Annotated in this window: 25 protein-coding genes and 2 pseudogenes; 13 read left to right on the top strand and 14 right to left on the bottom strand. The window is 73.8% G+C overall.

Annotated elements, in window-relative coordinates:
* Positions 1-285: 285 nt before the first annotated feature.
* Complete coding sequence (locus tag GCE86_RS11485) at positions 286-870, bottom strand: hypothetical protein (protein ID WP_154226938.1); 585 nt, start codon at positions 868-870, stop codon at positions 286-288.
* A gap of 474 nt (positions 871-1,344) precedes the next feature.
* Here GCE86_RS11485 and GCE86_RS11490 point away from each other — a divergent pair, with 474 nt between their 5' ends.
* The gene (locus GCE86_RS11490) at positions 1,345-1,671 is read left to right on the top strand and encodes a hypothetical protein (RefSeq protein ID WP_107078942.1); all 327 of its coding nucleotides are present in this window, start codon (positions 1,345-1,347) and stop codon (positions 1,669-1,671) included.
* The gene (locus GCE86_RS11495) at positions 1,668-2,321 is read left to right on the top strand and encodes a nucleotidyl transferase AbiEii/AbiGii toxin family protein (RefSeq protein WP_154226939.1); all 654 of its coding nucleotides are present in this window, start codon (positions 1,668-1,670) and stop codon (positions 2,319-2,321) included. The genes GCE86_RS11490 and GCE86_RS11495 overlap by 4 nt, the downstream gene beginning before the upstream one ends.
* Positions 2,322-2,345: 24 nt before the next feature.
* Here GCE86_RS11495 and GCE86_RS32025 read toward each other — a convergent pair whose 3' ends face one another.
* A complete protein-coding gene (locus GCE86_RS32025) occupies positions 2,346-2,609 on the bottom strand; it encodes a hypothetical protein (RefSeq protein ID WP_244317265.1) in 264 nt (87 codons plus the stop codon).
* 32 nt (positions 2,610-2,641) lie between these two features.
* On the opposite strand from GCE86_RS32025, the gene GCE86_RS11505 reads away from it, so the two are divergent.
* Positions 2,642-4,432, top strand: coding sequence for a bifunctional metallophosphatase/5'-nucleotidase (locus GCE86_RS11505; protein WP_154226940.1), 1,791 nt, complete (start codon positions 2,642-2,644; stop codon positions 4,430-4,432).
* A gap of 63 nt (positions 4,433-4,495) precedes the next feature.
* Here the strand turns inward: GCE86_RS11505 and GCE86_RS11510 are convergent, their stop codons facing one another.
* On the bottom strand, positions 4,496-4,690 hold the full coding sequence (locus tag GCE86_RS11510; RefSeq protein ID WP_239543554.1) for a hypothetical protein: 195 nt from the start codon (positions 4,688-4,690) through the stop codon (positions 4,496-4,498).
* Positions 4,691-4,789: 99 nt separating this feature from the next.
* Between GCE86_RS11510 and GCE86_RS11515 the strand changes: the two genes are divergently transcribed.
* Entirely contained in the window at positions 4,790-5,824 is a 1,035-nt protein-coding gene (locus GCE86_RS11515) for an NAD(P)-dependent alcohol dehydrogenase (protein WP_154226942.1), read from the top strand.
* Here GCE86_RS11515 and GCE86_RS11520 read toward each other — a convergent pair whose 3' ends face one another.
* Entirely contained in the window at positions 5,825-6,985 is a 1,161-nt protein-coding gene (locus GCE86_RS11520; RefSeq protein ID WP_154226943.1) for a geranylgeranyl reductase family protein, read from the bottom strand. It lies immediately after the preceding gene.
* 149 nt (positions 6,986-7,134) lie between these two features.
* On the opposite strand from GCE86_RS11520, the gene GCE86_RS11525 reads away from it, so the two are divergent.
* The 3 genes from GCE86_RS11525 to GCE86_RS11535 all read left to right on the top strand — a co-directional run bounded on the left by GCE86_RS11525 (position 7,135) and on the right by GCE86_RS11535 (position 10,595).
* Positions 7,135-7,371 (top strand): hypothetical protein, encoded by a 237-nt coding sequence (locus GCE86_RS11525; RefSeq protein WP_154226944.1) that lies wholly within the window; start codon positions 7,135-7,137, stop codon positions 7,369-7,371.
* A gap of 71 nt (positions 7,372-7,442) precedes the next feature.
* Entirely contained in the window at positions 7,443-8,888 is a 1,446-nt protein-coding gene (locus GCE86_RS11530) for an MFS transporter (protein ID WP_154226945.1), read from the top strand.
* A gap of 84 nt (positions 8,889-8,972) precedes the next feature.
* Positions 8,973-10,595 carry an alkaline phosphatase D family protein gene (locus GCE86_RS11535; protein ID WP_154226946.1) on the top strand — a complete coding sequence of 541 codons (1,623 nt, stop codon included), beginning with the start codon at positions 8,973-8,975 and terminating at the stop codon, positions 10,593-10,595.
* Positions 10,596-10,655: 60 nt separating this feature from the next.
* On the opposite strand, the gene GCE86_RS11540 is transcribed toward GCE86_RS11535, so the two are convergent.
* The 5 genes and pseudogenes from GCE86_RS11540 to rho form a co-directional block, all read right to left on the bottom strand.
* Positions 10,656-11,204 carry a hypothetical protein gene (locus tag GCE86_RS11540; RefSeq protein ID WP_154226947.1) on the bottom strand — a complete coding sequence of 183 codons (549 nt, stop codon included), beginning with the start codon at positions 11,202-11,204 and terminating at the stop codon, positions 10,656-10,658.
* A gap of 1,304 nt (positions 11,205-12,508) precedes the next feature.
* Complete coding sequence (locus tag GCE86_RS11545) at positions 12,509-13,327, bottom strand: hypothetical protein (RefSeq protein ID WP_154226948.1); 819 nt, start codon at positions 13,325-13,327, stop codon at positions 12,509-12,511.
* 205 nt (positions 13,328-13,532) lie between these two features.
* Entirely contained in the window at positions 13,533-14,624 is a 1,092-nt protein-coding gene (locus GCE86_RS11550; protein WP_420846514.1) for a DUF3626 domain-containing protein, read from the bottom strand.
* A gap of 45 nt (positions 14,625-14,669) precedes the next feature.
* The gene (locus tag GCE86_RS11555) at positions 14,670-15,128 is read right to left on the bottom strand and encodes a VOC family protein (protein ID WP_154226949.1); all 459 of its coding nucleotides are present in this window, start codon (positions 15,126-15,128) and stop codon (positions 14,670-14,672) included.
* Between the two features lie 11 nt (positions 15,129-15,139).
* Positions 15,140-16,246, bottom strand: a pseudogene (rho, locus tag GCE86_RS11560) (transcription termination factor Rho); the annotation flags it as partial.
* A gap of 434 nt (positions 16,247-16,680) precedes the next feature.
* On the opposite strand from rho, the gene GCE86_RS11565 reads away from it, so the two are divergent.
* From GCE86_RS11565 to tsaA, 3 genes are read left to right on the top strand one after another with little or no spacing between them, the layout of a single operon-like run.
* Complete coding sequence (locus tag GCE86_RS11565) at positions 16,681-17,541, top strand: MEDS domain-containing protein (RefSeq protein ID WP_163636985.1); 861 nt, start codon at positions 16,681-16,683, stop codon at positions 17,539-17,541.
* Positions 17,538-18,485, top strand: a complete 948-nt coding sequence (locus tag GCE86_RS11570) for a sensor histidine kinase (protein WP_244317266.1) — start codon at positions 17,538-17,540, stop codon at positions 18,483-18,485. The genes GCE86_RS11565 and GCE86_RS11570 overlap by 4 nt, the downstream gene beginning before the upstream one ends.
* Entirely contained in the window at positions 18,482-18,892 is a 411-nt protein-coding gene (tsaA, locus tag GCE86_RS11575) for a tRNA (N6-threonylcarbamoyladenosine(37)-N6)-methyltransferase TrmO (protein WP_154226952.1), read from the top strand. Before GCE86_RS11570 ends, tsaA begins: the two co-directional genes overlap by 4 nt.
* Before the next feature lie 42 nt (positions 18,893-18,934).
* On the opposite strand, the gene GCE86_RS11580 is transcribed toward tsaA, so the two are convergent.
* Positions 18,935-19,564: an MBL fold metallo-hydrolase gene (locus GCE86_RS11580; RefSeq protein ID WP_154226953.1), complete on the bottom strand. Its 630-nt coding sequence runs from the start codon at positions 19,562-19,564 to the stop codon at positions 18,935-18,937.
* Positions 19,561-20,649, bottom strand: a complete 1,089-nt coding sequence (locus GCE86_RS11585; protein ID WP_154226954.1) for an S-(hydroxymethyl)mycothiol dehydrogenase — start codon at positions 20,647-20,649, stop codon at positions 19,561-19,563. Before GCE86_RS11585 ends, GCE86_RS11580 begins: the two co-directional genes overlap by 4 nt.
* 132 nt (positions 20,650-20,781) lie before the next feature.
* On the opposite strand from GCE86_RS11585, the gene GCE86_RS11590 reads away from it, so the two are divergent.
* Positions 20,782-21,201 carry a hypothetical protein gene (locus GCE86_RS11590; protein WP_154226955.1) on the top strand — a complete coding sequence of 140 codons (420 nt, stop codon included), beginning with the start codon at positions 20,782-20,784 and terminating at the stop codon, positions 21,199-21,201.
* Here the strand turns inward: GCE86_RS11590 and GCE86_RS11595 are convergent.
* The 3 genes from GCE86_RS11595 to GCE86_RS11605 form a co-directional block, all read right to left on the bottom strand.
* Positions 21,194-22,507, bottom strand: a complete 1,314-nt coding sequence (locus tag GCE86_RS11595) for an MFS transporter (RefSeq protein ID WP_154226956.1) — start codon at positions 22,505-22,507, stop codon at positions 21,194-21,196. The two genes, GCE86_RS11590 and GCE86_RS11595, sit on opposite strands and share 8 nt — an antisense overlap.
* Complete coding sequence (locus tag GCE86_RS11600) at positions 22,504-23,172, bottom strand: GntR family transcriptional regulator (RefSeq protein ID WP_154226957.1); 669 nt, start codon at positions 23,170-23,172, stop codon at positions 22,504-22,506. The genes GCE86_RS11595 and GCE86_RS11600 overlap by 4 nt, the downstream gene beginning before the upstream one ends.
* A gap of 67 nt (positions 23,173-23,239) precedes the next feature.
* Positions 23,240-24,340 carry a CapA family protein gene (locus tag GCE86_RS11605; protein WP_154226958.1) on the bottom strand — a complete coding sequence of 367 codons (1,101 nt, stop codon included), beginning with the start codon at positions 24,338-24,340 and terminating at the stop codon, positions 23,240-23,242.
* Between the two features lie 63 nt (positions 24,341-24,403).
* Here GCE86_RS11605 and GCE86_RS11610 point away from each other — a divergent pair.
* Together GCE86_RS11610 and GCE86_RS11615 are read left to right on the top strand one after the other, a co-directional pair.
* Positions 24,404-24,577: pseudogene (locus GCE86_RS11610) on the top strand (glycosyltransferase family 2 protein); the annotation flags it as partial.
* 71 nt (positions 24,578-24,648) lie between these two features.
* Complete coding sequence (locus GCE86_RS11615; RefSeq protein ID WP_154226959.1) at positions 24,649-24,891, top strand: hypothetical protein; 243 nt, start codon at positions 24,649-24,651, stop codon at positions 24,889-24,891.
* The last annotated feature ends 22 nt before the right edge of the window (positions 24,892-24,913 follow it).

The raw sequence follows: 24,913 nt of genomic DNA on the forward strand, positions 1-24,913 counted from the left end.
GCGCCCCGGCCGGAAGAGCCGGGGCGCCGCTGGGCGTCGGTGTGCAGGTCGCCTCTCGGCGAGTGGCGCGACGCGGCTCCAGCCGGACGGTATTCCGCGAAGGCAATTTAGGTGAGGCCCGGGGACACTGGACACACCGACGCTCTGCACAACGGTACTGGCTCGGGTGTTCTTCCGCTTGTTCTCGGTGAGGGCGGTCACTGGGTGGTTGCGCTCGGGTTCCCTGGTGCGCCGCTGGCCGGCGCCCCGGTGTTCGGGGTGCCGGCCAGCGGTTCGTTGTGTGTGTCAGCTGTTCCAGTACTGGCCGACGATGTCGGCGGCCTGCTGCTCCCACTGCGCGTAGGCGTCCGGGTAGGCCGAGACCTGCACGGTCTGCGCGGCCTCGGTCAGCGGCATGTCCTGCCACCCGTCGACCTGCTTCAGACCCTTCAGGAACGCCAGCGTCGAGTACTCCGGATCGGTGATCTGCTCCGGCGAACCCCAACCACTGGACGGGCGCTGCTGGAACAGGCCCAGCGAGTCATGGTCGTTGGCGTCACCCAGGTGACCCAGGTTCTCCAGCTTCGACTCCTGCAGGCTCGTGGCGATCGAGATGACCGCCGCCCGCTCCGGCAGACCGGCCTTCTTCGTCGCCGCGATGATCGCCTTCGCGTTGCCGACCTGCTCGTCGCTCAGATCGATCCGCGACTGCACGCCCTGCACACCGTGCGGGATCAGCTTGCCCGCATCCGGCTTGTCCGCCTGCACCACCGCAGCCTCCGACAGACCCGACGGCCCCACCTCATGGTGGTTCAGCGGACCGGCAGCCAGACCACCGGCAACAGCCAGACCAGCAATACCCAGCACACTCTTACGCAGCATCGTGTTCACGGGGGTAGCTCCATTCGGGGGTCGACGCACACCCACCGACGGGGGGCCGGCTGAATGGTGTGCGCAAGCACCGTCAGGCGCTCAAAAGTCACTCCGGGGGATCACCGACGCGCGAGGCCGGGGGGCCACTTCACCGCGCCGGGACCATCTACAACGACCGCCGGCCCACCAACATTCCAGGCCACGGGCACCCGCCTCCACGGGCCACCCTCCTCGGTCGCGCACCGGGACACAACGACCCCCACCCGCCCGCCATTCCGCCGCCGGGGTGCCACCGGTCACCGCCGAAACGGACACCATGCGCAGCCCGCGACGGTGGGTGGAACAGCATGGGTGGATCCCGGCCCCGGAGACACCCATGGCGTTCCACTCACCACGTCGGGCGAGCGCAGAACCGGACAAAACTCCCGTCGTCGCGGCCGGGTGGGAGGTTGGGACGATGGGAAAACGCGGGACAGGGGTTACCCTGACACCATGTCGGCCACCAGCACCGCGTACCTCGCCCGGCCCGGGCGACCCGCCGTGGTGGCGCGCACCCTCGGCGAGCTCGCCGGCCCCACCCGGGGCATCGTCGAGCTGCCGGTGCGCCTGATGTGGAGCAGCGAGCGCGCCTTCGACCTCGCCGACCCCGACGACCTGCTCTGGATGTACGAGAACGTGCTGCGCGAGACCAGCCGCGTGGAGGACCTGCGCGAGCTGATCGACGGGGGGACGCTGCGCCGGGTGTGGCCGCTGCTGAACCTGCCCCGGGGTGTACGCCTGGCGTGGGAGAGCCGGCACCGGGGCCTGCGCACCGCGTGACCCACCTGCACGACTTCTACCGGGAGGTGGCCCGGGTGGCCCTCGCGGCCGCCGGGCCGCACCGTTTCGTGCTGGGCGGCGGGGTGGCCTGGGCCGCGCACGGCCTGGTCACCCGCCCGACCGAGGACGTGGACCTCTTCGCCGACGTGGAGGGCGCGGCCGCCGCGGCGGCGGCCGGGGTGCGGGCCGCGCTGGAGCGCGCCGGCTACCAGGTGGCCGACGCCGACCCGGGCAGCGAGTTGGGCGAGCTCTTCGACGGGTACGACCGGGACCTACGGGACTTCGTGGTGGGCCGGGACGGCCGGCAGATCCGGCTCAGCCTGGCCCGCCTCGACCGGTACCGCAGCCCGGTGGTGATGGACCTCGGCCCGGTGATGGACGTCCGGGACCTGCTCGCCAACAAGACCGCCGCGCTGGTCAACCGCCGCGAGGTGCGCGACTACATCGACGTGGCGGCCGCGCTGGACCGGTACGCCGTCGCGGACCTGCTGGAGCTGGCGCGGCAGGTGGACCCGGCCCTGGACGCCGACGACGTCCGGGCCGCCGGGCGCTACCTGGACCGGGTGCCGGACCGCCGGTTCGCCCGCTACGGCCTCGACCCGGACCAGGTAGCCGAGGTGCGCCGCCGGATGGCCGCCTGGCCGCGCTGACCGCAGGCGCGGCCGGAGGCCCGCTCACTTGGTGGGCTTGCCGCCGGTCACGCCGAGGATCTCGCCGGTCACGTAGCGCTCGATCAGGTTCCGGCAGTTCGCCTCCTCCCGCACGTCGCAGCGCACGGCGACGCCCGTGCGCCCGGCCTGCTCGACGAGGCTCACCGTCTCCCGGGCGTCGGCCTCCTCCTCCTCGCCGAGGTAGGAGATGGCGCTGGTGGTGTGAGATACCTCGGGGCGATGTGGCGTCTGTGACAACCGGTCGTTATGGTGCGCAACGGCGCCCACGAGGCGCGTCCACCCCCATGGAAGGGCACCTCATGACCTCCTCCTCCGGCGCCTCGCGCCGCCAGGTGCTGGCCGTCGCGGCCGCCGCCGCGACCGCTCCCCTGATCGCCGGCGCTCCCGCCGAGGCCAAGCCGAAGGCGCCGAAGACCTGGGACCTCACCGTCCTCGGCACCTCGGACACCCACGGCAACGTCTACAACTGGGACTACTACCGCGACGCCGAGTTCGACGACAGCAAGCACAACGACGTCGGCGTCGCGAAGCTGGCCACCCTGGTCAACCAGATCCGCGCGGAGCGCAAGGGCAAGGCGACCCTGGTGCTCGACGCCGGTGACACCATCCAGGGCACCCCGCTGGCCACCTACTACGCCAAGCAGGAGCCGATCACCACCACCGGTGAGACGCACCCGATGGCCAACGCCATGAACGTGCTGAAGTACGACGCCGTCACGCTGGGCAACCACGAGTTCAACTACGGCCTGCCGCTGCTCGCCGCCTGGATCGGCCAGCTGGGCTTCCCCGCCCTGGCCGCGAACGCGATCAACGAGAAGACCGGCAAGCCGGCCTTCCTGCCGTACGTGATCAAGGAGGTCGCGCTCGGCGGGTACGACGCGCCGACGCTGAAGGTCGGGATCCTCGGCCTCACGAACCCGGGCGTGGCCATCTGGGACCGGGCCAACGTCGAGGGCAAGCTCGTCTTCGCCGACATGGTGGCCACGGCCGCCAAGTGGGTGCCGGTCATGCGCGAGCGCGGCGCCGACCTGGTCATCATCTCCGCCCACGGCGGGGACAGCGGCACCTCCAGCTACGGCCCGGAGCTGCCGAACGAGAACCCGGTCGCGCTCATCGCCGAGCAGGTCCCGGGCATCGACGCGATCCTCTTCGGCCACGCCCACAACGAGGTGCCGGAGAAGTTCGTCACCAACAAGGCCACCGGCGCGCAGGTGCTCACCTCGGAGCCGTCGAAGTGGGGCCAGCGGCTGACCCGGATGGACTTCACCCTGACCCGGGAGAAGGGCCGCTGGAAGGTCGTCGGCAAGGGCTCGACCATGCTGAACACCAACACCGTGGTCGAGGACCCGGCGGTGCTCGCGGCCGTGCGCGGCCAGCACACCAAGACCGTCGGGTACGTCAACCAGGTCGTGGCGCAGTCGGAGGTGGAGCTGTCCACCGTCGAGTCCCGGTACAAGGACACCCCGATCCTGGACTTCATCAACCACGTCCAGGCCGAGGTGGTCAGCAAGGCGCTCGCCGGCACCCAGTACGCGAGCCTGCCGGTGCTGTCGCAGGCGTCGCCGTTCAGCCGCACCGCCGTGTTCCCCGCCGGTGACGTGCGCATCCGCGACGTCGCCGGGCTGTACGTCTTCGACAACACCCTGGAGGCGGTCGTCATGACCGGCGCCGAGGTGAAGGCGTACCTGGAGTACTCCGCGAAGTACTTCAAGACCTGGGCGGCCGGGGAGACCATCGACCTGCCGAACATCAACGACCCGAACGTCCCGGACTACAACTACGACGTCATTTCGGGGCTCGACTACGACATCGACATCTCGAAGCCGGTCGGCCAGCGGATCACCCGCCTGGTCCTGCCGGGCACCGACACCCCGGTCCCCGCGGACGCGCAGTTCGTCGTCGCGGTCAACAACTACCGGCGCAGCGGTGGCGGCAACTTCCCGGGCATCGTGAAGACCCAGGTCTACAACCAGCAGCAGGAGATCCGCCAGCTGCTCATCGACTGGGCGCAGGCCAAGGGCGTGATCCGTCCGGCCGACTTCTACGTGGCGAACTGGAAGCTGGTCCGCGAGGGCGCGCCGGTCTTCTGATCCGTACCGGTCACGACGGGCCCCGGGTGCCACACCCGGGGCCCGTCGGCGTCGGTGGGCCGGTCAGCCGCTGCCCGCGCGCAGGTCCCACTCGTGCTGACCACCGGTCGGGTCGGGCCGGTCCCGGCGCGGCTCGGTCTCGCTCTCGGTCGACTCCACCCGGTCCTCGGGACGCACCGCCTGCGGCAGCTCGCCGAAGCGGACGTGCCGCAGGAACGCGTACTCCTCGTCGGTGAACGACTCGCGCGGCTCGCTCATGGGCGCATTGTGCGCCCGCCCCGCCACCCGCCGCATCAACCGATCCGGTCCGGGTAAGCCGCCGCGACGACCCGTCCGGCGACGAGGTGGAGGGCGACCATGCGCGCGGTACGGATGACCGCACCCGGGGTGCTGGAGCAGGTGGAGGTGCCCACCCCGGCCGCCGGGCCGGGCGAGGTGCTGCTGCGCGTCGGCGCGGTCGGCGCCTGCCACTCCGACCTGCACATCCTCGACGCGCCGGCCGGGCTCTTCCCGATGCCGATGACCCTCGGGCACGAGATCGCCGGCACCGTCGACCAGGCCGGCCCGGGCGTCACCGGGTGGACCGCCGGGGACCGGGCGGCGGTCTACGGGATCATCGGCTGCGGTCGCTGCCGGGCGTGCCTGCGCGGGGCGGAGAACCAGTGCCGGGTGGTGCCGGTCGGCGGCATCGGGCTGAGCCGCGACGGCGGGCTCGCCGAACACGTGGTGGTGCCGGCCTCCCGGCTGCTGCACATCGGTGAGCTGGACCTGACCCAGGCGGCCCCGCTCACCGACGCCGGGCTCACCCCGTACCACGCCGTCGAGCTGGCCCGGGAGCGGCTGCGCCCCGGCACCTCCTGCGTGGTGATCGGCATCGGCGGGCTGGGCCACATGGCGGTGCAGATCCTCGTCGCCACCACCGCGGTGCGGATCATCGCGGTGGACACCAGCGTCGCGGCCCTCGACCTGGCCAGCCGGATGGGCGCGCACGAGGTGGTGCAGGCCGGGCCGGACAGCGTGGACCGGATCCGGGCGCTGGTGGGCCCGCCACCGGACGGCGCGGACGTGGTGCTCGACTTCGTCGGCGCCGACCCCACCGTCACCACGGCCCGGCAGGTGGTCGCCACCGGCGGTCAGGTGCTGCTGGTCGGCCTGGCCGGCGGCACCCTGCCGGTGCGGCCGGTCGCCGACGAGCCGCCGACACTGCCGCTGGAGACGGCGGTCGAGGTGCCGTTCTGGGGTACCCGGGCGGAGCTCCAGGAGGTGATCGCCCTGGCCCGGGCGGGACAGTTGCAGGCCGACGTGCAGACCTTCGCGCTGGCGGACGCGCCGGAGGCGTACGACCTGCTGCGCCGTGGCGAGATCCACGGGCGGGCCGTCATCGTGCCCTGACTACCGCGGGCCGGACTCCTCGGTGCCCTCCGGCCGCCGCGGGGGCAGGCGGTCCAGCAGGGCCAGGCCGGCCCGCACCGGGCGGCGCGCCAGGACCCGGTCGAAGCTTGCCTGCCCCAGGCAGAACCGGACGAACATCCGCCAGCCGGGCGGGGTGGCCAGCAGCGCGTGGAACACGTCGGGCCGCCGCGTGAAGACCTCCAGCAGCCGGTGCCCGGCGCGCATCTCCGGCACGAGCCGGAGCTGGACCTCCTGCTCGTAGCGGTCGAGGTCGCCGCCGGCCACCGCCTCGCCGGCCAGCCGGCCGGACCGCAGCGCGTAGCTGATGCCCTCCCGGCTCCACGGCTCCAGCAGGCCCGCCGCGTCACCGGCGACCAGGACCCGGCCGCGGCGCAGCGGCGAGTCCTCCGCCCGGCACCGGGTCAGGTGCCCCGAGTCGTGTTCCGGGGTCGCGTCGGACAGCCCGAGCCGGGCCACGAAGTCACGCAGGTAGGCGCGGGTCCGCTCACCCTCGCCCCGGCCCGCGATGACGCCCACGGTCAAGATGTCGCCCTTGGGGAACACCCAGGCGTACGAGCCGGGGACCGGGCCCCAGTCGATGAGCACCCGCCCGCGCCAGCGGTCCTGCTCGGCCGGTGGTACCGGCAGCTCCAGCTCCAGCCCGAGGTCGACCTGCCGCCAGGTCACCCCGACGTGCCGGGCCGTCACGCCGGAGGAGCCGTCGGCGCCGATCACCGCGCGGGCGCGTACCGTGTCGCCGTCAGCCAGCCGCAGGCGTACCTCGTCGGGGTCCTGCTCGACGGCGCGGACCGCGACGCCCTCGCGGACCTCGGCCCCGGCGGCGACCGCGGCGGCGCGCAACCGGTCGTCGAACTCCTCCCGGCGCACCATGGCCACCAGCGGCGCGGAGTGCCGGCGGGTGAAGCCGCGTCGCCCGTCCCGGGTGAAGGTGATCCGGTCGACCCGGTCGTGCGCGGGCACCTCGATCCGATCGGTGATCTCGGCCAGTGAGGTGCCGATGAGCCCGCCGCCGCACGTCTTGTACCGGGGATGGGTGGCCCGCTCGACCACCAGGGTGCGGACGCCGGCCCGGGCCGCCGCGTGGGCGGCGGAGAGGCCGGCGGGGCCGCCACCGACGACGACGAGGTCCCAGATGATCACGGGTGCAGCCTAGGCCACGGCCTGCCCGTCCCGCCCGGCGCGCGACGCCCGCGACCCCCCGATCGGGTGGGCATCATCGGACACCGTCCGGGTAACCGCCGGGCGCAGACCGCCCGCCGGTCGGGCGGTCCACGCCGAGGAGGGAAGCGATGCAGCAGGTACAGCTGTCTGCGATCGAGGAACGGGTGTACCAGGCGGTGACCGCGCTGGAGGTGCGGGGGCACGTGCCGTATCCGGACCTGATCGCCCAGGAGGCCGGTATGACCCAGGAGGAGCTCAGCGAGCCGCTGCACCTGCTCACCGAGCGGGGGCTGCTGCACCGGGAGGACTCCCCGATGGCCGGGCTGGACTTCGGACCGCGGTGGTGCGCGCGTCAACCCGCCTGACACCGTCGTTTGCCCCACCGGGGGCCGGGTAGCGATCGGGGATGCGTGATCGACGGTCTTCGGGAGGCACGATGAGCACGGACCGGTCGTCGGCGCCGGTGGAGACCGGGGGGCCCGACGACCGGCATCGCTGGAAGGCGCTCGGGGTCGGCCTCGTCGCGGCGTTCATGACCCTGCTGGACGTCAGCATCGTCAACGTCGCCGTGCCGTCGATCGACCGGGCGCTCCACGCCACGCCCAGCGACCTGCAGTGGGTGCTGTCCGGCTACGCCCTGACGTTCGGTCTGGTGCTCGTACCGGCCGGGCGGTTCGGCGACGCCCGCGGCCGGCGTACCGCCTTCGTGGTCGGGGTGGCGCTGTTCACCGTGACCAGCGCGCTGGCCGGGCTGGCCCGCTCGCCGGAGTGGCTGGTCATCGCCCGGCTGGTGCAGGGCGCCGCGGCCGGGGTCGTCAACCCCCAGGTGAGCGGCATGATCCAGCAGCTGTTCCGGGGCGCCGAGCGGGGTCGCGCGTTCGGCCTGCTCGGCGCCACCATCGGCATCTCCACGGCGGTCGGCCCCCTGCTCGGCGGGCTGCTCATCCAGCTCGGCGGGGAGGAGCACGGCTGGCGCTGGGTCTTCTTCGTGAACATCCCGGTCGGCATCCTCGCCGTGGTGCTCGGCTGGCGCCTCATCCCCGCCCGCCCGGCCGGCCAGCCGGACCGGCACCGCTTGGACCCCACCGGGGTGGTGCTGCTCGGCGTCGGGGTGACCCTGGTGCTGCTGCCCCTGGTGCAGCGGGAACAGTGGCGCGGCGCCGGCAAGTGGGCGCTGATCCCCCTGGGCCTGCTCTTCCTGGCCGGCTTCGCGCTGTGGGAGCGCTGGTACGGGCGCCACCGCCCGCCCCTGTTCGACCTGCGGCTGTTCCGGCTGCGCTCGTACACGCTGGGCTCGCTGATCGGCCTGGTCTACTTCGCCGGGTTCACCGCGATCTTCTTCATCTTCACGCTCTACCTCCAGGTCGGGCTCGGCTACAGCGCGCTCGCCGCCGGCCTGGCCATCACCCCGTTCGCGCTCGGCTCCGCGGCCGCCTCGGCGATCGGCGGCCGGGTCGTCACGCGGTACGGCCGGCCGCTGGTCGCCGCAGGCCTGCTGGTCGTGATCCTCGGCCTGCTCGCCACCGTGTGGGTGCTGCGGGACGAGCCCCGGCACTCGGTGCCGCTGCTCCTCGCCGTGCCGTTCCTGCTCGCCGGGCTCGGCAGCGGGCTGGTCATCGCGCCGAACCAGACGCTGACGCTCTCCGAGGTGCCCGTGCCGCAGGCGGGCAGCGGCGCCGGCATGCTGCAGACCGGGCAACGCATCGGCTCGGCGGCCGGCATCGCCGCGGTCGGCGCCCTGTTCTTCTCGACGCTGAGCGACAGCCGTGGTGACTTCACCGTTGCGTACCGGCACTCGCTGCTGCTGGCCGTCGCGATCATCGCGGTGGCCCTGGTGGCGGCGGTGGTCGACGTCGTGGCCGGACGGCGTCACTCCCCGTGAATTGAGAACCGGCGCAGAACATTCTGCGAATTCGCCGTCCTGAGGGGTGCGCCGGACAGGTAGACGGCGGTAGATACCTGGGGCATGACGAACACCCTCGACCGTCGTACCCTCCTGCGCCTCGCCGGTGCCTCCGCCGGCACCGCCGTGCTGGCCGGCGCCACCCTCGCCGACCCCTCCCCCGCCGGCGCGGTCACCGCCGCCTTCCGGCACGGGGTCGCCTCCGGAGACCCGCTGCCGGACGGGATCCTGCTCTGGACCCGGGTCACCCCGACCCCCGACGCCCTGCCCGGCTCCGGGGCCGGCCCGGACGTGGAGGTGAGCTGGCAGGTCGCCACCGACCCCGACTTCCGGACGCCGATCGCCGCCGGCACGTTCACCACGGGACCGGCCCGGGACCACACGGTGAAGATCGCCGTGTCCGGCCTCGCCGCCGGCACCACCTACTGGTACCGCTTCGGCCACGGCGGCGCCTGGTCGCCGACCGGCCGGACGATGACCGCGCCGCCCGTGGACGCGGCCGTCGACCGGCTACGCCTGGGCGTCGTGTCCTGCGCGAACTGGGAGGCCGGCTACTTCGCCGCGTACCGGCGGCTGGCCGACCGCGGCGACCTCAACCTCGTCGTCCACCTCGGCGACTACCTCTACGAGTACGCCACCGGAGAGTTCGCCGCCGCCGGCCGGGTGGTCCGGCCGACCCAGCCGGCGCACGAGGTGCTCACCCTGGCCGACTACCGGATCCGGCACGCGCTCTACAAGACCGACCCCCACCTGCAGGCGCTGCACGCCGCCGTGCCGTGGGTGATCACCTGGGACGACCACGAGGTGGCCAACGACGAGTGGTCCGGCGGCGCGGAGAACCACACCCCGGGCACCGAGGGCCCGTTCGCCGACCGGCTGGCGGCCGCCCGGCAGGCGTACCTGGAGTGGATGCCCGTACGGGTCGGCGCGGACGGGGCGATCTACCGGCGGTTCCGGTTCGGCCGCCTGGCCGAGCTGTCCATGCTGGACCTTCGCTCGTACCGGTCGGCGCAGGCCTCCGGCCCGGCCGTCGACGACCCGAACCGGACGATCACCGGCGACGCGCAGATGGCCTGGCTGAAGGCGGGACTGTCCGGCTCCGCCGCCCGGTGGAAGCTGGTGGGCAACCCCGTGATGATCGCCCGGCTGGACGTCGGCGCACTGCCGTCCTGGCTGCTCGGCCCGCTCGGGAAGCTGCTCGGCATCCCGGAGAACGGCGCGGTGCTCAACGCCGACCAGTGGGACGGCTACAACGCCGACCGCAACGAACTGGTCGACCACCTGCGGGCCACCGGGACCCGGGACGTGGTCTTCCTGACCGGCGACATCCACACCTCGTGGGCAAACGAGGTGACCACCCGGTCGACGCTGTTCGAGCCGGCCGCGGCCGAGTTCGTCGTACCGTCGGTGACCAGCGACAACGTCAACGACTTCCTCAAGCTGCCGGCCGGCAACGCGCTGAGCCAGCTCGGCGCCGGGCTGCTCCGCTCGACGAACCCGCACGTGCGCTGGGCGGAGCTGGACGGGCACGGGTACGGGGTGCTCGACGTGACGCCGCAGCGCTGCCGGATGGACTGGTACCACCTCGCCGACCGGACCAGCAGCACCAGCGGCAGCCGCTGGGTGGCGGGCTGGTCGGTGGGGACGGGCTCCTCCCGCCTGCGCGCCGAGAGCGCCCCGGCGTGAAGACGCCGCTGGCCGGCACCCCGTTGTTCGGGGTGCCGGCCAGCGGCTTGTTGCTGTGGGTCAGCTGTTCCAGTGCTGGTGGACGATGTCGGTGGCCTGCTGCTCCCACTGGGCGTAGGCGTCGGGGTAGGCCGAGACCTGCACGGTCTGGGCGGCCTCGGTCAGCGGCATCTTGTCCCAGCCGTCGACCTGCTTCAGGCCCTTCAGGAAGGCGAGGGTGGAGTACTCGGGGTTGGTGATCTGCTCCGGCGTGCCCCAACCCGAGCTCGGGCGCTGCTGGAACAGGCCCAGCGAGTCGTGGTCGTTCTTGTCGCCGAGGTGGCCCAGGTTCTCCAGCTTCGACTCCTGCAGCGACGTGGCGATCGAGATGACCGCCGCCCGCTCCGGCAGACCGGCCTTCTTCGTCGCGGCGATGATCGCCTTGGCGTTGGCCAGCTGCTCGTCGTTCAGGTCGATCTTCGACTGCGCGCCCTGCACGGTCGCCACCGCGACCGGCTTGCTGTCGTGCACCGGCTCCGCCGCGTGGGCGGCGACCGGACCGGCGAAGATCCCACCGGTGAAAGCCAGACCAGCAATACCCAGCACGCTCTTACGCAGCATCGTGTTCATGAGGGGTAGCTCCATTCGGGGGTTGGCGCACACGCCGATGGGGGTCGGCCGTGCGCAAGCACCACGTCAGGCGCTCAAAGGAAAGTCTTGGGGGATCATCGGCGCGCGGGGCAGAGGCCTCTTCGTCGCGCCGGGACCATGTACAACGACCGGCGGCCCACCATCATTCCGGGACCGGCACACCCACCTACGGCGAGCGGGTCCGGGGGCCCGAGCCACCCCGACTCGCGGGGCGCCTTCCTCGGCCGTGCACCGGGTATAACGACCCCCGCCCGCCGGCCATTCCGCCGCCGGGATGCCGCCGATCACCGCCGCGATCCGGACATTCACCCCAGACCGTGCGATGGTCGTCGCGCCGGCTGCAGATTCTTGGACAGTTACCGTTCGCTACGACCAACAACTGTCCAAGATCTCGACGGGGCGGGCTGGAGAGCCGCACACGCAAGGCCCGGTCCCGGGGGTCAGTGGGACACCATGGGTGTATCCGGGCCTCGGAGACACCCATAGCGCTCCACTCACCGTCGTCCAGCACAGCGCAAATCGGCCATTCATCCCAGCCAAGAGTGACGTGTGCGCGGCTACCAACGTGATGACGTGAACGGACCGCCGCGGCCCCCATCAGATCGTGTCCTCTCGGATGCCTGTCGACCTGACGTCGACAACGACTCAACAGCGAGCGCGCGGGCAAGCGGAAACGCTGACCCAGCCCCTCGCCCCACCCAGCCCCTCGCCCCACCCAGCCCGTCGTCCGCCAGGCTCGCTCGCCCCTTGCTCTGCAGCCACGGAAGCAACACCTGCGCACCCCGGGCGCTGCGTCGGTGGCTGCAGAGCAAGAGCGGCGCGAAGAGGGGCGCGGCGCAGGGCAACAGCGCCCGATGCGCAGCGGCAAAGGGCGCAGACAACAGCGCCGCCCGCCCGGTGCGCAGCGGGAAGGGGTGTAGACAACAGCGCCGGCCGCCTGATGCGCAGCGGGAGGGGCGTAGACAACAGCGCCGGCCCCCCCGGTGCGCAGGGAGCGGGCGGGGCGTAGACAACAGCGCCGCCAGCCCCCGGAGGGGGCGGACGGCGCTTGGGTGTCGGTGTGCAGGTCGCCTCTCGGCGAGTGGCGCGACGCGGCTCCAGCCGGACGGTATTCCGCGAAGGCAATTTAGGTGAGGCCCGGGGACACTGGGCACACCGACGCTCTGCACAACGGCCCGACCGGGTCCGCTGTTCCGGGCCGGGCGGTGTCCGCCCTCACAACCGCATCGGGGGCAGACGGAGACGGCCGGCCCCGCACGGGGCCGGCCGCTTCGCTGGTCTTGTCACCAGAGCTGCTGGACGATGTCCGCCGCCTGCTCCTCCCACTGCGCGTACGCGTACGGGAAGGCGGACACCTGGACCGTCTGGGCCGCGGCGGTCAGCGGCAGGTCCTGCCAGCCGCCGACGTTCTTCAGAGCGTTGAAGAACGCCTTGCTGGCGTAGTCCGGGTCGGTGACCTGGTCGGGGGTGCCCCAACCGGACGACGGGCGCTGCTGGAACAGGCCCTCGGAGTCATGGTCGTTGTAGTCGCCGAGGTGGCCGAGGTTGTACAGCTTCGACTCCTGCAGCGAGGTGGCGACGCCGATCACGGCGCCCCGCTCTCCGACACCGGTCTCCTTGGCCGCCTTGACGATGGCCTTGGCGTTGTCGAGCTGCGCGTTGTCGAGCGGGATGCGCGACTGGGCGCCCTCGACGCCGCGCGGCATGAGCTCCTCCCGGCTGGGCTGGTCGGCCTTGGTCGGGACCTTGTCGCTGCCGGTGGTCAGGTCGGACTTCACACTCTCGGTGCCGGTCCTCTTGCCGGTGGCCAGGTCGATGGCGGCCAGGGCACCGGCGTGCGGGCCGCTGGTCACCGGGGCGGCGACGGCGGTGGGGCCGAACGCCAGCCCGCCCAGGCAGGCCACGCCCGCAACGGTCAGCGCGGTACGGCGGTTCGGGCTGGCGGCGATGGCGGTCTTCACGGTGGCGGACTTCGCCAGAGCGGACTTCGCCACGGCGGACTGCGCGATGGCGGAGTTCGCCACGGCGGTCTTCACGGTGGTGGTCGTCGCCACGGCGGTCTTCGCGATGGCGGGGAGCCATCGAGTGAAGTGCTGCTTCACGATGGTTGCCCTTTCGTCGTTACGACGCGCTCCGGGGTGAGCGCCCCTGGGGGAACTACTGACCGGTCCGGGTTTGCGTTCCGGCGGTACGGGGAACACAACCCGCTCGACGTGTCGGGCATTCCGGAAATGCCCGGTGCGGCCGTAGCTGCGGCCCAGGTCACCTGGGTTCTGGACAGAGGTGGCGCCGAGGGGCGAAACCGGGTCAGCGGGTCGCCGGTGCCCCGAACCGCACCAGGACGTGCCAGAGCTGCTTGAGGTGCTGCAGGGTCACCTCGGCCGGACCGCGGTCGGCCCAGCGCTGCGGCTCGCGTACCAGGGAGGCGGCGGCCCGGCCGATCAGCGCGGCGTGCACCGGCTCCCCCGGGCGGGCGAACTCGGCGTGCACCCGGACGGCGAGCGGCGGGATGGCCGGCCCGCGGAACTCGGCGTCGATCCCGTCCACCGGCAGTTCGAACCCGGTGTGCCAGCACAGCGCGAAGCCGTGCCGCCGGGCGATCCCGGCCAGGATGCGCCCCTCCGCAGTGTCCCGGAACGAGGGATCGACCACCACGGCCTCGACGTCGCGCGCCAGACTCAGCTCGCCGTGCACCTGCGCCTCGATGTAGTCGTCCAACGCCCGGCCGGCCGCATCGGATGCCCGTTCACGGCGGCGCAGCAGGGTCTGCAGCAGTGTGACGGTGTCCATGCCGGCCACGCCGAGGCTGATCCCGGTCGTGGCGGTGGCCGCCAGCAGCGCGGCGAGCACCGGCTCGAACACCGTCACGGTGCCGAGGTCCTTCGGCTCGATGTGGCTGTCGCCGAAACTGAAGGTGGCCCGCGCGAGCGCCGCGGGCCGCAGCCGCAGATGGCAGGAGCCGAACCGCGGGCACGCGCCGTCGGGATGGTCGAGCAGGTTGAGGCCGCCGTACTTCGGGCGCTCGGCCGGGGACACGCCCGGCCGCTGGTACGCCCCACCGAACAGCGTCTCCTCCCAGCGGTCCCGGTCACCGCCGGGGAAGGCAGTCAACCCACCGTTGGAGACGCCCGTCTCGAACTGGCTGCGGTAGACGCCTTCCTGGTCGAGCGCCTCGGCCACCGTGCGGCCGTCGCGCAGCAGGCGGTCGGGGTGGAAGTTGAGGGTCAGCCGGCCGTGCGCGGCGACCGCCGCGACGATCTCCTCCGGGCGGTACGCGGCGCCGGAGCCGGCGAGGTGCCGGGCGATGACGGTGAGCGCCGCCGGCCGGTCGCGGAGGGCGACGTCACCGACGTGCCGGAGGGCGGCGGCCTGCGCGGAAGTCAACATCACGTCGGGCACGGGCCCGAGTATCGCCGGGCTCGCCCGCGACACGCCACGCGATTCTCAGGCGTCGGTGCCGAACCCGTCCAGGGTCTCCCGCTCCGCCGGGTCGCGCAGCTCCCGGAAGACGGTGAGGTGCAGGCCCGCCGGGCCGTCGAGGCGGGCGTTGAGCGACTGCCACGGGGTGACCGTCGGCGGGGCGACCTCGGTGGCGCCCGCCGCCACGAGACGCTCGGTCACCGCCCGGCTATCGTCCACCTCGAACGCCACCCGCAGCCGGGGCGCGACCTGGCGGCCGACCTCCACCTCGTCGATGAGTCGCTTCTGCGCGGGGTTCGCCAGCTCCAGCGTGGCCCGGCCGGCCTCCAGGATCACCACCCGGGCGCCGTCGCCGCCGGAGAACGCCGCCTGCTCCGGCAGGCCCAGCGCGTCCCGGAAGAAGGCGACCGCGGCGTCGTAGTCCTCGGCCTCGACCACCAGGCGCAACTGGCGTACGGTCGGTGGCCCGTCGGGAGCGTTCATGACCGCTGATCCTAGCCGCGGGTCGCGGCGCCGAGGCGGGCCAGGAAGTGGGCGTTGCCGCCGGTGGTGGCGAGCTGGCGGAGCAGCTGGTCCAGGGCGGCCTGGCGGTCCAGCGTGGACAGCGCGGTACGCAGCGCCCGCAGGCGGTCCCGCTCGGCCTCGGTGAGCAGCAGGTCCTCTCGGCGGGTGCCGGAGGCGCGCACGTCGACGGCGGGGAAGGTCCGCCGGTCGGCCAGCGTCCGGTCCAGCTTCAGCTCGGCGTTGCCGGTGCTCTTGAACTCCTCGAAGATGAGGCTGTCCGCGGCGGAGCCGGTGTCGACCAGGGCCGAGGCGACGATGGTCAGCGAGCCGCCCTCCTCGACCGCGCGGGCCGCGGCGAGCAGTTGCTTGGGCGGGGTGAGCGCGGCCACGTCGACGCCGCCGGAGAGCGTACGGCCGGCCGAGCGGACGGTCAGGTTGTAGGCGCGGCCCAGTCGGGTCAGCGAGTCGAGCAGCACGACCACGTCCTGGCCCAGCTCGACCAGGCGCTTCGCCCGCTCGATCGCCAGCTCCGCCACCGCGGTGTGGTCCTGCGGCGGACGGTCGAACGTGGCCGCGGCGATCTCGCCCTTCACGGACCGGGAGAAGTCGGTGACCTCCTCGGGCCGCTCGTCGACCAGCACCACCATGAGGTGACACTCCGGGTTGTTGCGGGTGATCGCGTTCGCGACGGCCTGCAGCACCATCGTCTTACCCGCCTTCGGCGGCGAGACGATCAGCGCTCGCTGGCCCTTGCCGATCGGCATCACCAGGTCGACGACCCGGGTGGTGAGAAGGTGCGGCTCGGTCTCCAGCCGCAGCCGCTCGTGCGGGTGGATCGGCGTGAGCCGGTGGAAGTCCGGGCGGCGGCGCGCCTGTTCGGGGGTCGTCCCGTTGACGGTGTCGACCCGGACCAGCGGGGCGTGCCGGCCCTTGTGAGGCGTGGTGGCGACCGCACCGGTGACGAGGTCGCCGCGGCGGAGGCCGTACCGGCGCAGCTGGCCGGCGGTGAGGTGGGCGTCCGCGGCGGAGGGCAGGTAGCCGTCCACCCGGAGCAGCGCGTGGTCGTCGACCGTGTCGACGATGCCGCTCACCGGGAGCGGCGCGGAGGTGTCGTTCATCGGGTGCCTTTCGAGGAGCGTTCGTCGCCATGGGACGGACGCGGGGAGGCGAGCGGTCGGCTCGCCGCTGGTGTGCGGAGGCGAGGGATTTCCCGGCCCGAGCGGATCGTGGCGCTTCGACGCGGAGGTTGAGGCGCCCGAGGCGCTGTGGACGGGCGGCCGGAGGCGTGGGCATCCGCGCCCGAGGGTCCGGTGACAGGCGGCGGTGGGCCGGGTGACGGCCGCCGGACGGAAGCCGACGCGGGTGAGTCGCCGCGCGGGGAGAGTGGACCGCGGGTGGCGTGATCCGCCGGCATCCGGGTCCATCGGCAGACTACCCCGGGAAGGTCGCCGTCGCCAAGCGGATCGCCGCCGGTCCGGTCGGCCCCGCCGGCGCTACAGTGAGGGACGCGCCGACCGGGAAGGCCAGCACCGTGACTGCTACAACCGTGGTCGACCAGGTTCGCCTTGGCGACCACGTCTGCTGGACGCACGACGACGAGAGCGCGGCTCTCGACGCCGTCGGCCGCTTCGCCGCCGCGGGCCTGCGCCTCGGCCACAAGGTCGTGTGTTTCACCGAGACGTCGCCGCCGCACGCGGTGCGTGCCCGCGTCGACGCCGTCGGCGTGCCGACCGAGGCCGCCGTGGCGGCGGGCCAGCTGCGCATCGTGCCGGCTCTGGAGGCGTACCCGACGGCCGCCCGGCCGGCACCGGAGACGATGGTCGCCATCGTGGTCGACGAGGTCGACCGCGCGCGGCACGAGGGCTACCCGGGCATCCGGCTGGCCGGCGACATGGCGTGGGTGCTGCGCAGCGGCACCAGCCTGGACGACCTGCGCCGGTACGAGGCCGCGCTCAACCCGCTCTTCCTGGACGTGGGGATCGCCGGACTGTGCCTGTACGACCGGCGCCTCTTTCCGGCCGACCAGCTGCGCGCCCTCGCCGCCGCCCATCCGGGCACGGCCGGGCCGCGGGCGGCGCGGACGTGGGCGCCGCTGCTGCGGGCGTACCGGACGACCGACCCGCCGGGCCTGCGGCTGGTGGGGCAGGTGGACCAGAGCAACCGGGAGGCGTTCACCGCGGTGCTGGCGGCCGTGACGGCCGGCCGGCGGGCGGCGGGACCGCCACCGGTGCTGGACGTCTCCGAGTTGAGCTTCGCCGACGTGGGCGCGGCCACCGCCCTGGTCCGGGCGGATCGGGCCGGCGCCGACGGCATCCGGCTGGTCGGGTGCCGGCCCGCGCTGCACCGGCTGCTGCACCTGCTCGAGGCCGTGCCGACGGAGGGGCGGGCGTGAGGGCGGCCGCCGGGCCGGCATCGGCCGAATTCCGCCACGAACTGGCCTTCTACACCGACACCGCGAGCCTGCTCGCGGTCACCGTGCCGTTCATCAGGGAGGGACTGGCCGCGGGCCATCCGGTGCTGGTCGCCACGCCCCGCCCGCGGTTGACGCTGATCCGCGCGGCGCTCGGCGCGGCGGCCGACGCCGTCGGCTGGGCCGACATGGCCGACGCGGGCCGCAACCCCGGCCGGATCATCCCGGGCGTGCTGCAGGCGTTCGCCCACCGCCATTCCGACCGGCCGGTCCGGATCATCGGCGAGCCGGTCTGGGCCGGGCGAACCGCCGAGGAGTACCGGGCCTGCGCGCAGCACGAGGCCGCCATCAACTGGGCCTTCGCGGGCCGGGAGGCGAGCATCCTCTGCCCGTACGACGCGGGGCGGCTCGGCCCCGGCGTGCTCGCGGAGGCCCGCTGCACGCACCCGCTGCTGGTCGAGCCGGGCGGGTCCCGCCGCCTCGCCGGCTACGCCCCGGCGGCGGTCACCGAGCGGCACAACAAGCCGCTGCCCGCCCCGCCCGAGCCGGTCGCGCTGCTCCACTACGACCTGGCGACCCTGCCGCACGTCCGGCGGTTCGTCGCCGACCACGCCGTGGCCGCCGGGCTGGCTGCCGACCGGGTGGCCGACCTCCAGATCGCGGTCACCGAGCTGGCCAGCAACAGCGTGGCGCACGCCGGCGGCACCGGCACCCTCCGGGCGTGGCACACCGACCGGCACCTGGTGTGCGAGATCCACGACGACGGCTGGCTCGCCGACCCGCTCGCCGGCCGGCTCGTCCCCGCGCGGGACGGCATCGGGGGGCGGGGGCTGGTCATCGTGCACGCCCTGTGCGACCTCGTGCTCCTGCACACCACGGCGGCCGGCACCACCGTCCGGCTGCACATGCTCAGGGAGGCACTGTGACGGGAACCGAACACCTGCTGTATCCGGTCGGCCGGGTGGAGTCGCCGCTGACCGATCCGGCGGCGGCGCCGAAGCAGGGCGACGAGGGCGCCCCGGAGGCGTGGCTGGTCTTCGACGCGGCGTACGCCCGGGCACTGGACGGGCTGCGGCCCGGCGCGGACGTGCTGGTGCTGACCTGGCTGGACCGGGCCCGGCGGGACGTGCTCGCGGTGCACCCGCGCGGGGACGTGTCCCGGCCCGAGACGGGGGTGTTCGCCACCCGTTCGCCGCACCGGCCGAACCCGGTCGGGCTGCACCGGGTGCGGGTGCTCGCCGTGGACGGCGTGCGGCTGCGGGTGGCCGACCTGGAGGCGGTCGACGGCACGCCCGTACTCGATGTGAAGCCGGTCCTCGACGGCGAGCGCTGACGCCGGTGCCCGGCCGGGCCGCTGACCCGGCCGGGCGGGCCGTCAGTGGCCGCGGGCGATCCACTCGTCGAGGTGGGGCGCCTCCGCGGCGATCGTGGTGTCGTCGCCGTGCCCGGTGTGGACCACCGTCTGCGGCGGCAGGGTGAGCAGCCGGGTGCGGATCGACTCGACGATCGTGCCGAAGTCGCTGAAGGAACGGCCGGTCGCGCCGGGACCGCCCGCGAACAGGGTGTCCCCGGTGAAGACCGCGCCGAGGTCGGGGGCGTGGAGGCTGCACGCGCCCGGGCTGTGGCCGGGGGTGTGCAGCACCCGGAGGGTGGTGCCGCCGACCTCGACGGTCTGCCCGTCGGTGAGGTCACCGTCGGGCGGGGAGTCCGGGTGGACCAGGTCCCAGAGCACCCGGTCGGCCGGGTGCAGCAGCACCGGCGCGCCGGTGGCCCGGGCCAGTTCGGGCGCGACCCGGACGTGGTCGTCGTGCGCGTGGGTGGCCAGGATCGCGACCACCCGGCGGCCGCCGACGACCGCGCGGATGGCGGCCACGTCGTGCGGCGCGTCGACGACCACGCACTCGGCGTCGTCGCCGATCACCCAGACGTTGTTGTCGACGTCGAACGTCTGGCCGTCGAGTGAGAACGTGCCGGAGGTGACGGTGTGGTCGACGCGGGCCGTCACGGGAAGACCACCACCGACCGGAGCACGTCGCCGTGGTGCATCCGGGTGAACGCCTCCTCGACCTGGTCGAGGGCGATCTCCTCGGTGACGAACGCGTCCAGGTCGAGCCGGCCCTGCCGGTAGAGCTCGGTGAGCATCGGGAAGTCGCGGCTGGGCAGGCAGTCGCCGTACCAGCTGGACTTGAGGGCGCCGCCCCGGCCGAAGACGTCCAGCAGCGGGAGCTCGATCCGCATCTCGGGGGTGGGGACGCCGACCAGCACCACGGTGCCGGCCAGGTCGCGGGCGTAGAAGGCCTGCTTCCAGGTCTCCGGCCGGCCCACCGCGTCGATGACCACGTCGGCGCCGAACCCGCCGGTCGCGGCGCGGATGGCCTCCACCGGGTCGTCCTCCGAGGCGTTGACGGTGTGCGTGGCGCCGAACCGGCGCGCCCAGTCGAGCTTCCGGGAGTCGGTGTCGACGGCGATGATGGTGGTCGCACCGGCCAGGGACGCACCGGCCACCGCCGCGTCGCCGACCCCGCCGCAGCCGATCACCGCCACCGAGTCGCCCCGGGTCACGTTGCCCGTGTTCATGGCCGCGCCGAGACCGGCCATGACGCCGCAGCCGAGCAGGCCGACGGCGGCGGGCCGGGCCGACGGGTCGACCTTCGTGCACTGGCCCGCGTGCACCAGGGTCTTCTCGGCGAACGCGCCGATGCCCAGGGCGGGGGCCAGCTCGGTGCCGTCGGTGAGCGTCATCCGCTGCGCGGCGTTGTGGGTGTTGAAGCAGTACCAGGGGCGGCCCCGCCGGCAGGCGCGGCACTGCCCGCAGACCGCCCGCCAGTTGAGGACCACGAAGTCGCCGGGCGCCACGTCGGTGACCCCCTCCCCCACCTGCTCCACGACGCCGGCGGCCTCGTGGCCGAGCAGGAACGGGTAGTCGTCGTTGATGCCGCCCTCGCGGTAGTGCAGGTCGGTGTGGCACACCCCGCAGGACTGGACGCGGACCACCGCCTCGCCGGGCCCCGGGTCGGGCACCACGATCGTGGTGACCTCCACGGGCGCGCCCTTGCGCCGCGACACGACTCCCCGGACTTCCTGACCCACGGTCCCTCCCTCGCTCGACTCCAGCCGAACCTACCGCCGATCATCGTCGGCGGCCCACCGTCCAGGGGGCGGTTATCCGGCGCGTCGCGGGGTACGCGGTGGCCCGGTTCTCCGGCACCGACGGGAGTGATCATGAGGTTGACCCATGCGCCACTACGGATCATCATCGGCGCGTTCTTCCTGAATTCCGGGCTGTCCAAGCGGACCCTGGAGGGCGAGGCCGCCGCCGGCATGCACGGGATGGCGGTGGGCGCGATCCCGCAGCTGCGGCAGTTTCCGCCGGACCAGTTCGCGAAGTTGCTCTCCCGTTCCGAGATAGCGCTGGGCGCCGCGCTGCTCACCCCGTTCGTGCCGGCACTGCTGGCCGGCGCCGGGCTGACCGCCTTCGGGGCCGGCCTCGTGCAGCTCTACCTCAAGACGCCCGGCATGCGGGAGGGCAACAGCCTGAAGCCGTCCCAGGCCGGCATCGGGCTGGCCAAGGACAGCTGGCTGGTCGCCGCCGGGCTGACGCTGGTGCTGGACTCGCTGGCGCACAAGCGCCGGTTCACCTGACCGGACCCGCCACGGCGGCGGCGTTCACCGGCACGGCGCCGGCGGCGTAGCGGCGGCGGGCGGCGTTGCGGTAGCGCAGCACCTGCACCGCGCCCAGCCCCCAGAGCAGGTACTGCACGGCGAACGCCCAGCGGAACGCCGACAGTGGCGGCGTGCTCCGGCTGGCCGGGGTGGCCAGGTCGAGCACCACGCCGACCGCCAGGATGAGCAGGATCGAGGCGACGAACCCGCCCACGTTGACGATGCCGGTGGCGCTGCCGATCCGGTGCACCGGGTTGAACGTGCGCGCGTAGTCGAAGCCGATCACCGAGCCGGGGCCGTTCACCGCGAGGACGACCACGAGGGCGACCAGCAGCCCGTGCGGCGCGCGGCCGGGCCAGGCCAGCACCACCGCCCAGACGGCGGCGGTGCCGGCGGTGATGGCGAACACGACGGCCGAGCGGTGGAACGGGTGCCGGGCGCACAGGTGCGCGATCACCGGGCCGCAGACCAGGGTCACCACGGTCATCAGGGTGAGCAGGCCGGCCGCCGCGGTGGGCGAGAAGCCCTGACCCTGCACCAGGAACGGGTAACCCCAGAGCAGGGCGAACACCGAGCCGGAGAACTGGGTGACGAAGTGCGTCCAGAGGCCCAGCCGGGTGCCGGGCTGGGCCCAGGCGTCGGCGAGCTGCCGGCGTACGGTGGCCAGGTCGGGGGCGAGCGCCGTGGTGTGCTCGGCGTGCGGGGTGTCGCGGACCCCGACGAGCACCAGCAGCAGCACGGTCGCGCCGAGCGCCGCCGCGGTCAGGAACGCGGGCGTCCAGCCGGCGTGGTGCAGCAGGGCCACCAGGGGTACGGCGCCGAGCACCGCGCCGAGCTGCCCGATCGTGCCGGTGAGCTGCACCAGCAGGGGGTTGCGCCGGCCCGGGAACCAGAAGGCCACGATGCGCAGCACGCTGATGAAGGTCATGGCGTCGCCCAGGCCGACCAGCACCCGGGCGGCGACGGCGAGCCGGACGTCGGTGGCCACGGCGAAGCAGAGCTGACCGGCCACCATGAGCGCGCCGCCGGCCAGCAGGAGCCGGCGGGAGCCGAACCGGTCGAGCAGCACCCCGACGGGGACCTGCATGGCCGCGTAGACGGCGAGCTGCGCCACGCTGAAGGTGGCCAGGGCGGCGGCGTTGATGTGGAAGCGGTCCGCCGCGTCGACCCCGGTGACGCCGAGCGAGCTGCGGTGGAAGACCGCCGCCACGTACGCGGTGACGGCCACCGCGAAGACCAGGGCGGCGGAGCGGCGCGGGGCGACCGTACGGGCGGTCGTACTCACCGCAGCGTCCGCAGCACGGTCGCGGCGTTGTCGATGTGCGCGCCGACCGCGTCGAGCCAGGCCTGCGGGTCGTCGCCGTCGAGGGCGGCGAGCTGGCCGGCGTGCTCGGTGAGGGCCACCTCGGCCCAGCCCGGCGAGAGCCGGAAGCTGGCCTCGCCCATCCGCAGCTGCCGGTCGCGAAGCCGGTGGTACAGCTCGGCGAGGATCTCGTTGCCGGCCGCCTCCACCACGGTGGCGTGGAAGGCCCGGTCGGCGGCCATCAGCGCGGTGACGTCGCCGGCCGCGTGCGCCCGGCGCATCTCGTCGAGCCAGCGGGCCAGGTCGTCGCGGATGGCGGCCCGGCGCGGCCACACCTGCTCGGCGGCGTGCAGCTCGACCAGGCGGCGGGCCTCGATGACATCGGCGATCTCCCGGGCGGAGACCGGCCGGATCAGCGCACCGCGCTTGGGGTAGAGCTTGACCAGGCCCTCGGCCTCCAGGCGCAGCAGCGCCTCCCGCACCGGCGTCCGGGACACCCCCGTCGCCTCGGCGATCTCGCCCTCGCTGATCAGCAGCCCGCCGGGGTAGACCTGCTCGAGAATCGCCCGCTTGAGGTGCTGGTACGCCCGCTCGGCGGCGGACGGAGCGGCCGGGCGCGCGCCGGACACCGGGGTGGGATGCGTCATGTATCTATGATGCGTCGACGCGGGCCCGGCACCCCAGGCCACCAGCGGGAACGTGGCCCAGGCCACGTCAGCGGAGCACGAGCGCCCCGTCGGAGGCCCGGGTGAAGCGGGTGCCGGAGGGCCGGCCGAGGGTGTCGAGGAGGTCGGCGAGCCAACCGGCCTCGGCGGGTGTGGCGGCCTGCAGGCGCATCCGGCGCATCCGGACCGGGATCAGGCGCAGCCGCCGCAGCTCGCCGGTGGCGGCGTCGAGGGTGGGCAGGTGCAGCAGCCGCAGCTCCGGCCGGTACGCCTCCTGCCCGCCGATCCCCTCGTAGTCGTCGACGAGGTCGCCGCAGCCGTAGAGGACGAGCCGGCCGCGGTAGCGCTCGACCGGGCGCGGATGGTGGGACGAGTGGCCGTGCACCACGTGCACCCCGGCGTCGACCAGGGCGTGCGCGAACTCCACGTGCTCGTCCGGCACCTCGTGGCCCCAGTTGGTCCCCCAGTGCACCGACACCACCACGAGATCACCCGGCCGTACGGTGCCCGCCATCCGCTCGGCGAGCGCGCCGGCCGTCGCCGCCGACACCTCCGGCAGGTACGCCACGCCGGGCCGGCCGGCCTCCGCCGCCCACTGCGGGTAGACGCCGCTGGACACCGCGCCCGCCGACCAGACCAGCAGCCGGCGCTCACCGGCCAGCGGCACCACCGCCGGCCGCCACGCCTCCGCCGCGTCCCGGCCGGCGCCGGCGGTCCGGATCCCCGCGCCGCGCAGCGCGTCCAGGGTGTCAGCCAGCCCGACCGGGCCGAAGTCCAGCACGTGGTTGTTGCCGAGGGCGCACACGTCGAGCCGCGCGGCGGTGAGGCAGGGCAGGTTCGCCGGGTGCATCCGGTAGTGGATGCCCTTGCCGGGATGGTGCTCGCCGCGGGCCGTCACCGCCGTCTCCAGGTTGACGATCCGGGCGGCCGGACGTTCCGCGTCCAGCAGCCGCAGCGCCTCGCCCCACGGCCACTCGGGCGGGACCGGGCGCGGCACCGGGCCGGACGCGGACTCCGCCAGCGCCACGTACCGGCGGGCGTCGGTCACCAGCTGCTCCCGTAGCGCGGGTGACCCCGGGCGGGGCAGGATCTGGTCCACGCCGCGGCCGGTCATCACGTCACCGGCGAGGAAGAGCGTCACCTCGGCCATGTCCCGGGTGTTCCCGCCGCGCGCCGCACCACGCGTGAGACCGGCCGGGGTACCAGGGCCGCCATGACGACGGACGTGACGATCGTGGTGGCCACCCGCAACCGCCGGGACCAGCTGCTCGCCCTGCTGCCCCGGCACACCGCCCCGGTGATCGTGGTGGACAACGGCTCCGGCGACGGCACGCCGGCCGCCGTGGCACGGGAGTTCCCCTCGGTCCGGGTGGTGGAGCTGGGCCACAACGCGGGCGCCGGTGCGGCCCGCAACGTCGGGGTGGGGCTGGCCCGCACGCCGTACGTGCGCGCAACCGGGTGCTCCCCGCGGCGCTGCGCCGGCCGGCCCGGGTGCTGCGCGCGGTGGTCGCCGACGCCTGGCGGGACCCGGCCGGGCGGGCGGGGCTGCGCGACGCGGTCCGGCAGGCCGGTTGGGTGCTGCGGGGCCGGCGGCGGCTGCCGGCCGGGCTGGAGGCCGCGCTCGTCGCGCTGTCCCGCGCCGACGCCGCAATGCCCCGTTCCGCCGGAGTTCCCCGGCCGGCGGGGTCCGCGGCGGCCTGAGCTGGTTATCGTGTGGGCGCAG

The organism is Micromonospora terminaliae (assembly GCF_009671205.1).
Classification (GTDB): Bacteria; Actinomycetota; Actinomycetes; order Mycobacteriales; family Micromonosporaceae; genus Micromonospora; species Micromonospora terminaliae.

Coding starts and splice junctions, on each gene's coding strand:
- GCE86_RS11490 (WP_107078942.1), top strand. CDS start 1,345: ATGTCGGCCACCAGCACCGCGTACCTCGCCCGGCCCGGGCGACCCGCC.
- GCE86_RS11505 (WP_154226940.1), top strand. CDS start 2,642: ATGACCTCCTCCTCCGGCGCCTCGCGCCGCCAGGTGCTGGCCGTCGCG.
- GCE86_RS11510 (WP_239543554.1), bottom strand. CDS start 4,690: ATGAGCGAGCCGCGCGAGTCGTTCACCGACGAGGAGTACGCGTTCCTG.
- GCE86_RS11515 (WP_154226942.1), top strand. CDS start 4,790: ATGCGCGCGGTACGGATGACCGCACCCGGGGTGCTGGAGCAGGTGGAG.
- GCE86_RS11525 (WP_154226944.1), top strand. CDS start 7,135: ATGCAGCAGGTACAGCTGTCTGCGATCGAGGAACGGGTGTACCAGGCG.
- GCE86_RS11530 (WP_154226945.1), top strand. CDS start 7,443: ATGAGCACGGACCGGTCGTCGGCGCCGGTGGAGACCGGGGGGCCCGAC.
- GCE86_RS11535 (WP_154226946.1), top strand. CDS start 8,973: ATGACGAACACCCTCGACCGTCGTACCCTCCTGCGCCTCGCCGGTGCC.
- GCE86_RS11540 (WP_154226947.1), bottom strand. CDS start 11,204: ATGAACACGATGCTGCGTAAGAGCGTGCTGGGTATTGCTGGTCTGGCT.
- GCE86_RS11555 (WP_154226949.1), bottom strand. CDS start 15,128: ATGAACGCTCCCGACGGGCCACCGACCGTACGCCAGTTGCGCCTGGTG.
- GCE86_RS11590 (WP_154226955.1), top strand. CDS start 20,782: ATGAGGTTGACCCATGCGCCACTACGGATCATCATCGGCGCGTTCTTC.
- GCE86_RS11600 (WP_154226957.1), bottom strand. CDS start 23,172: ATGACGCATCCCACCCCGGTGTCCGGCGCGCGCCCGGCCGCTCCGTCC.
- GCE86_RS11605 (WP_154226958.1), bottom strand. CDS start 24,340: ATGGCCGAGGTGACGCTCTTCCTCGCCGGTGACGTGATGACCGGCCGC.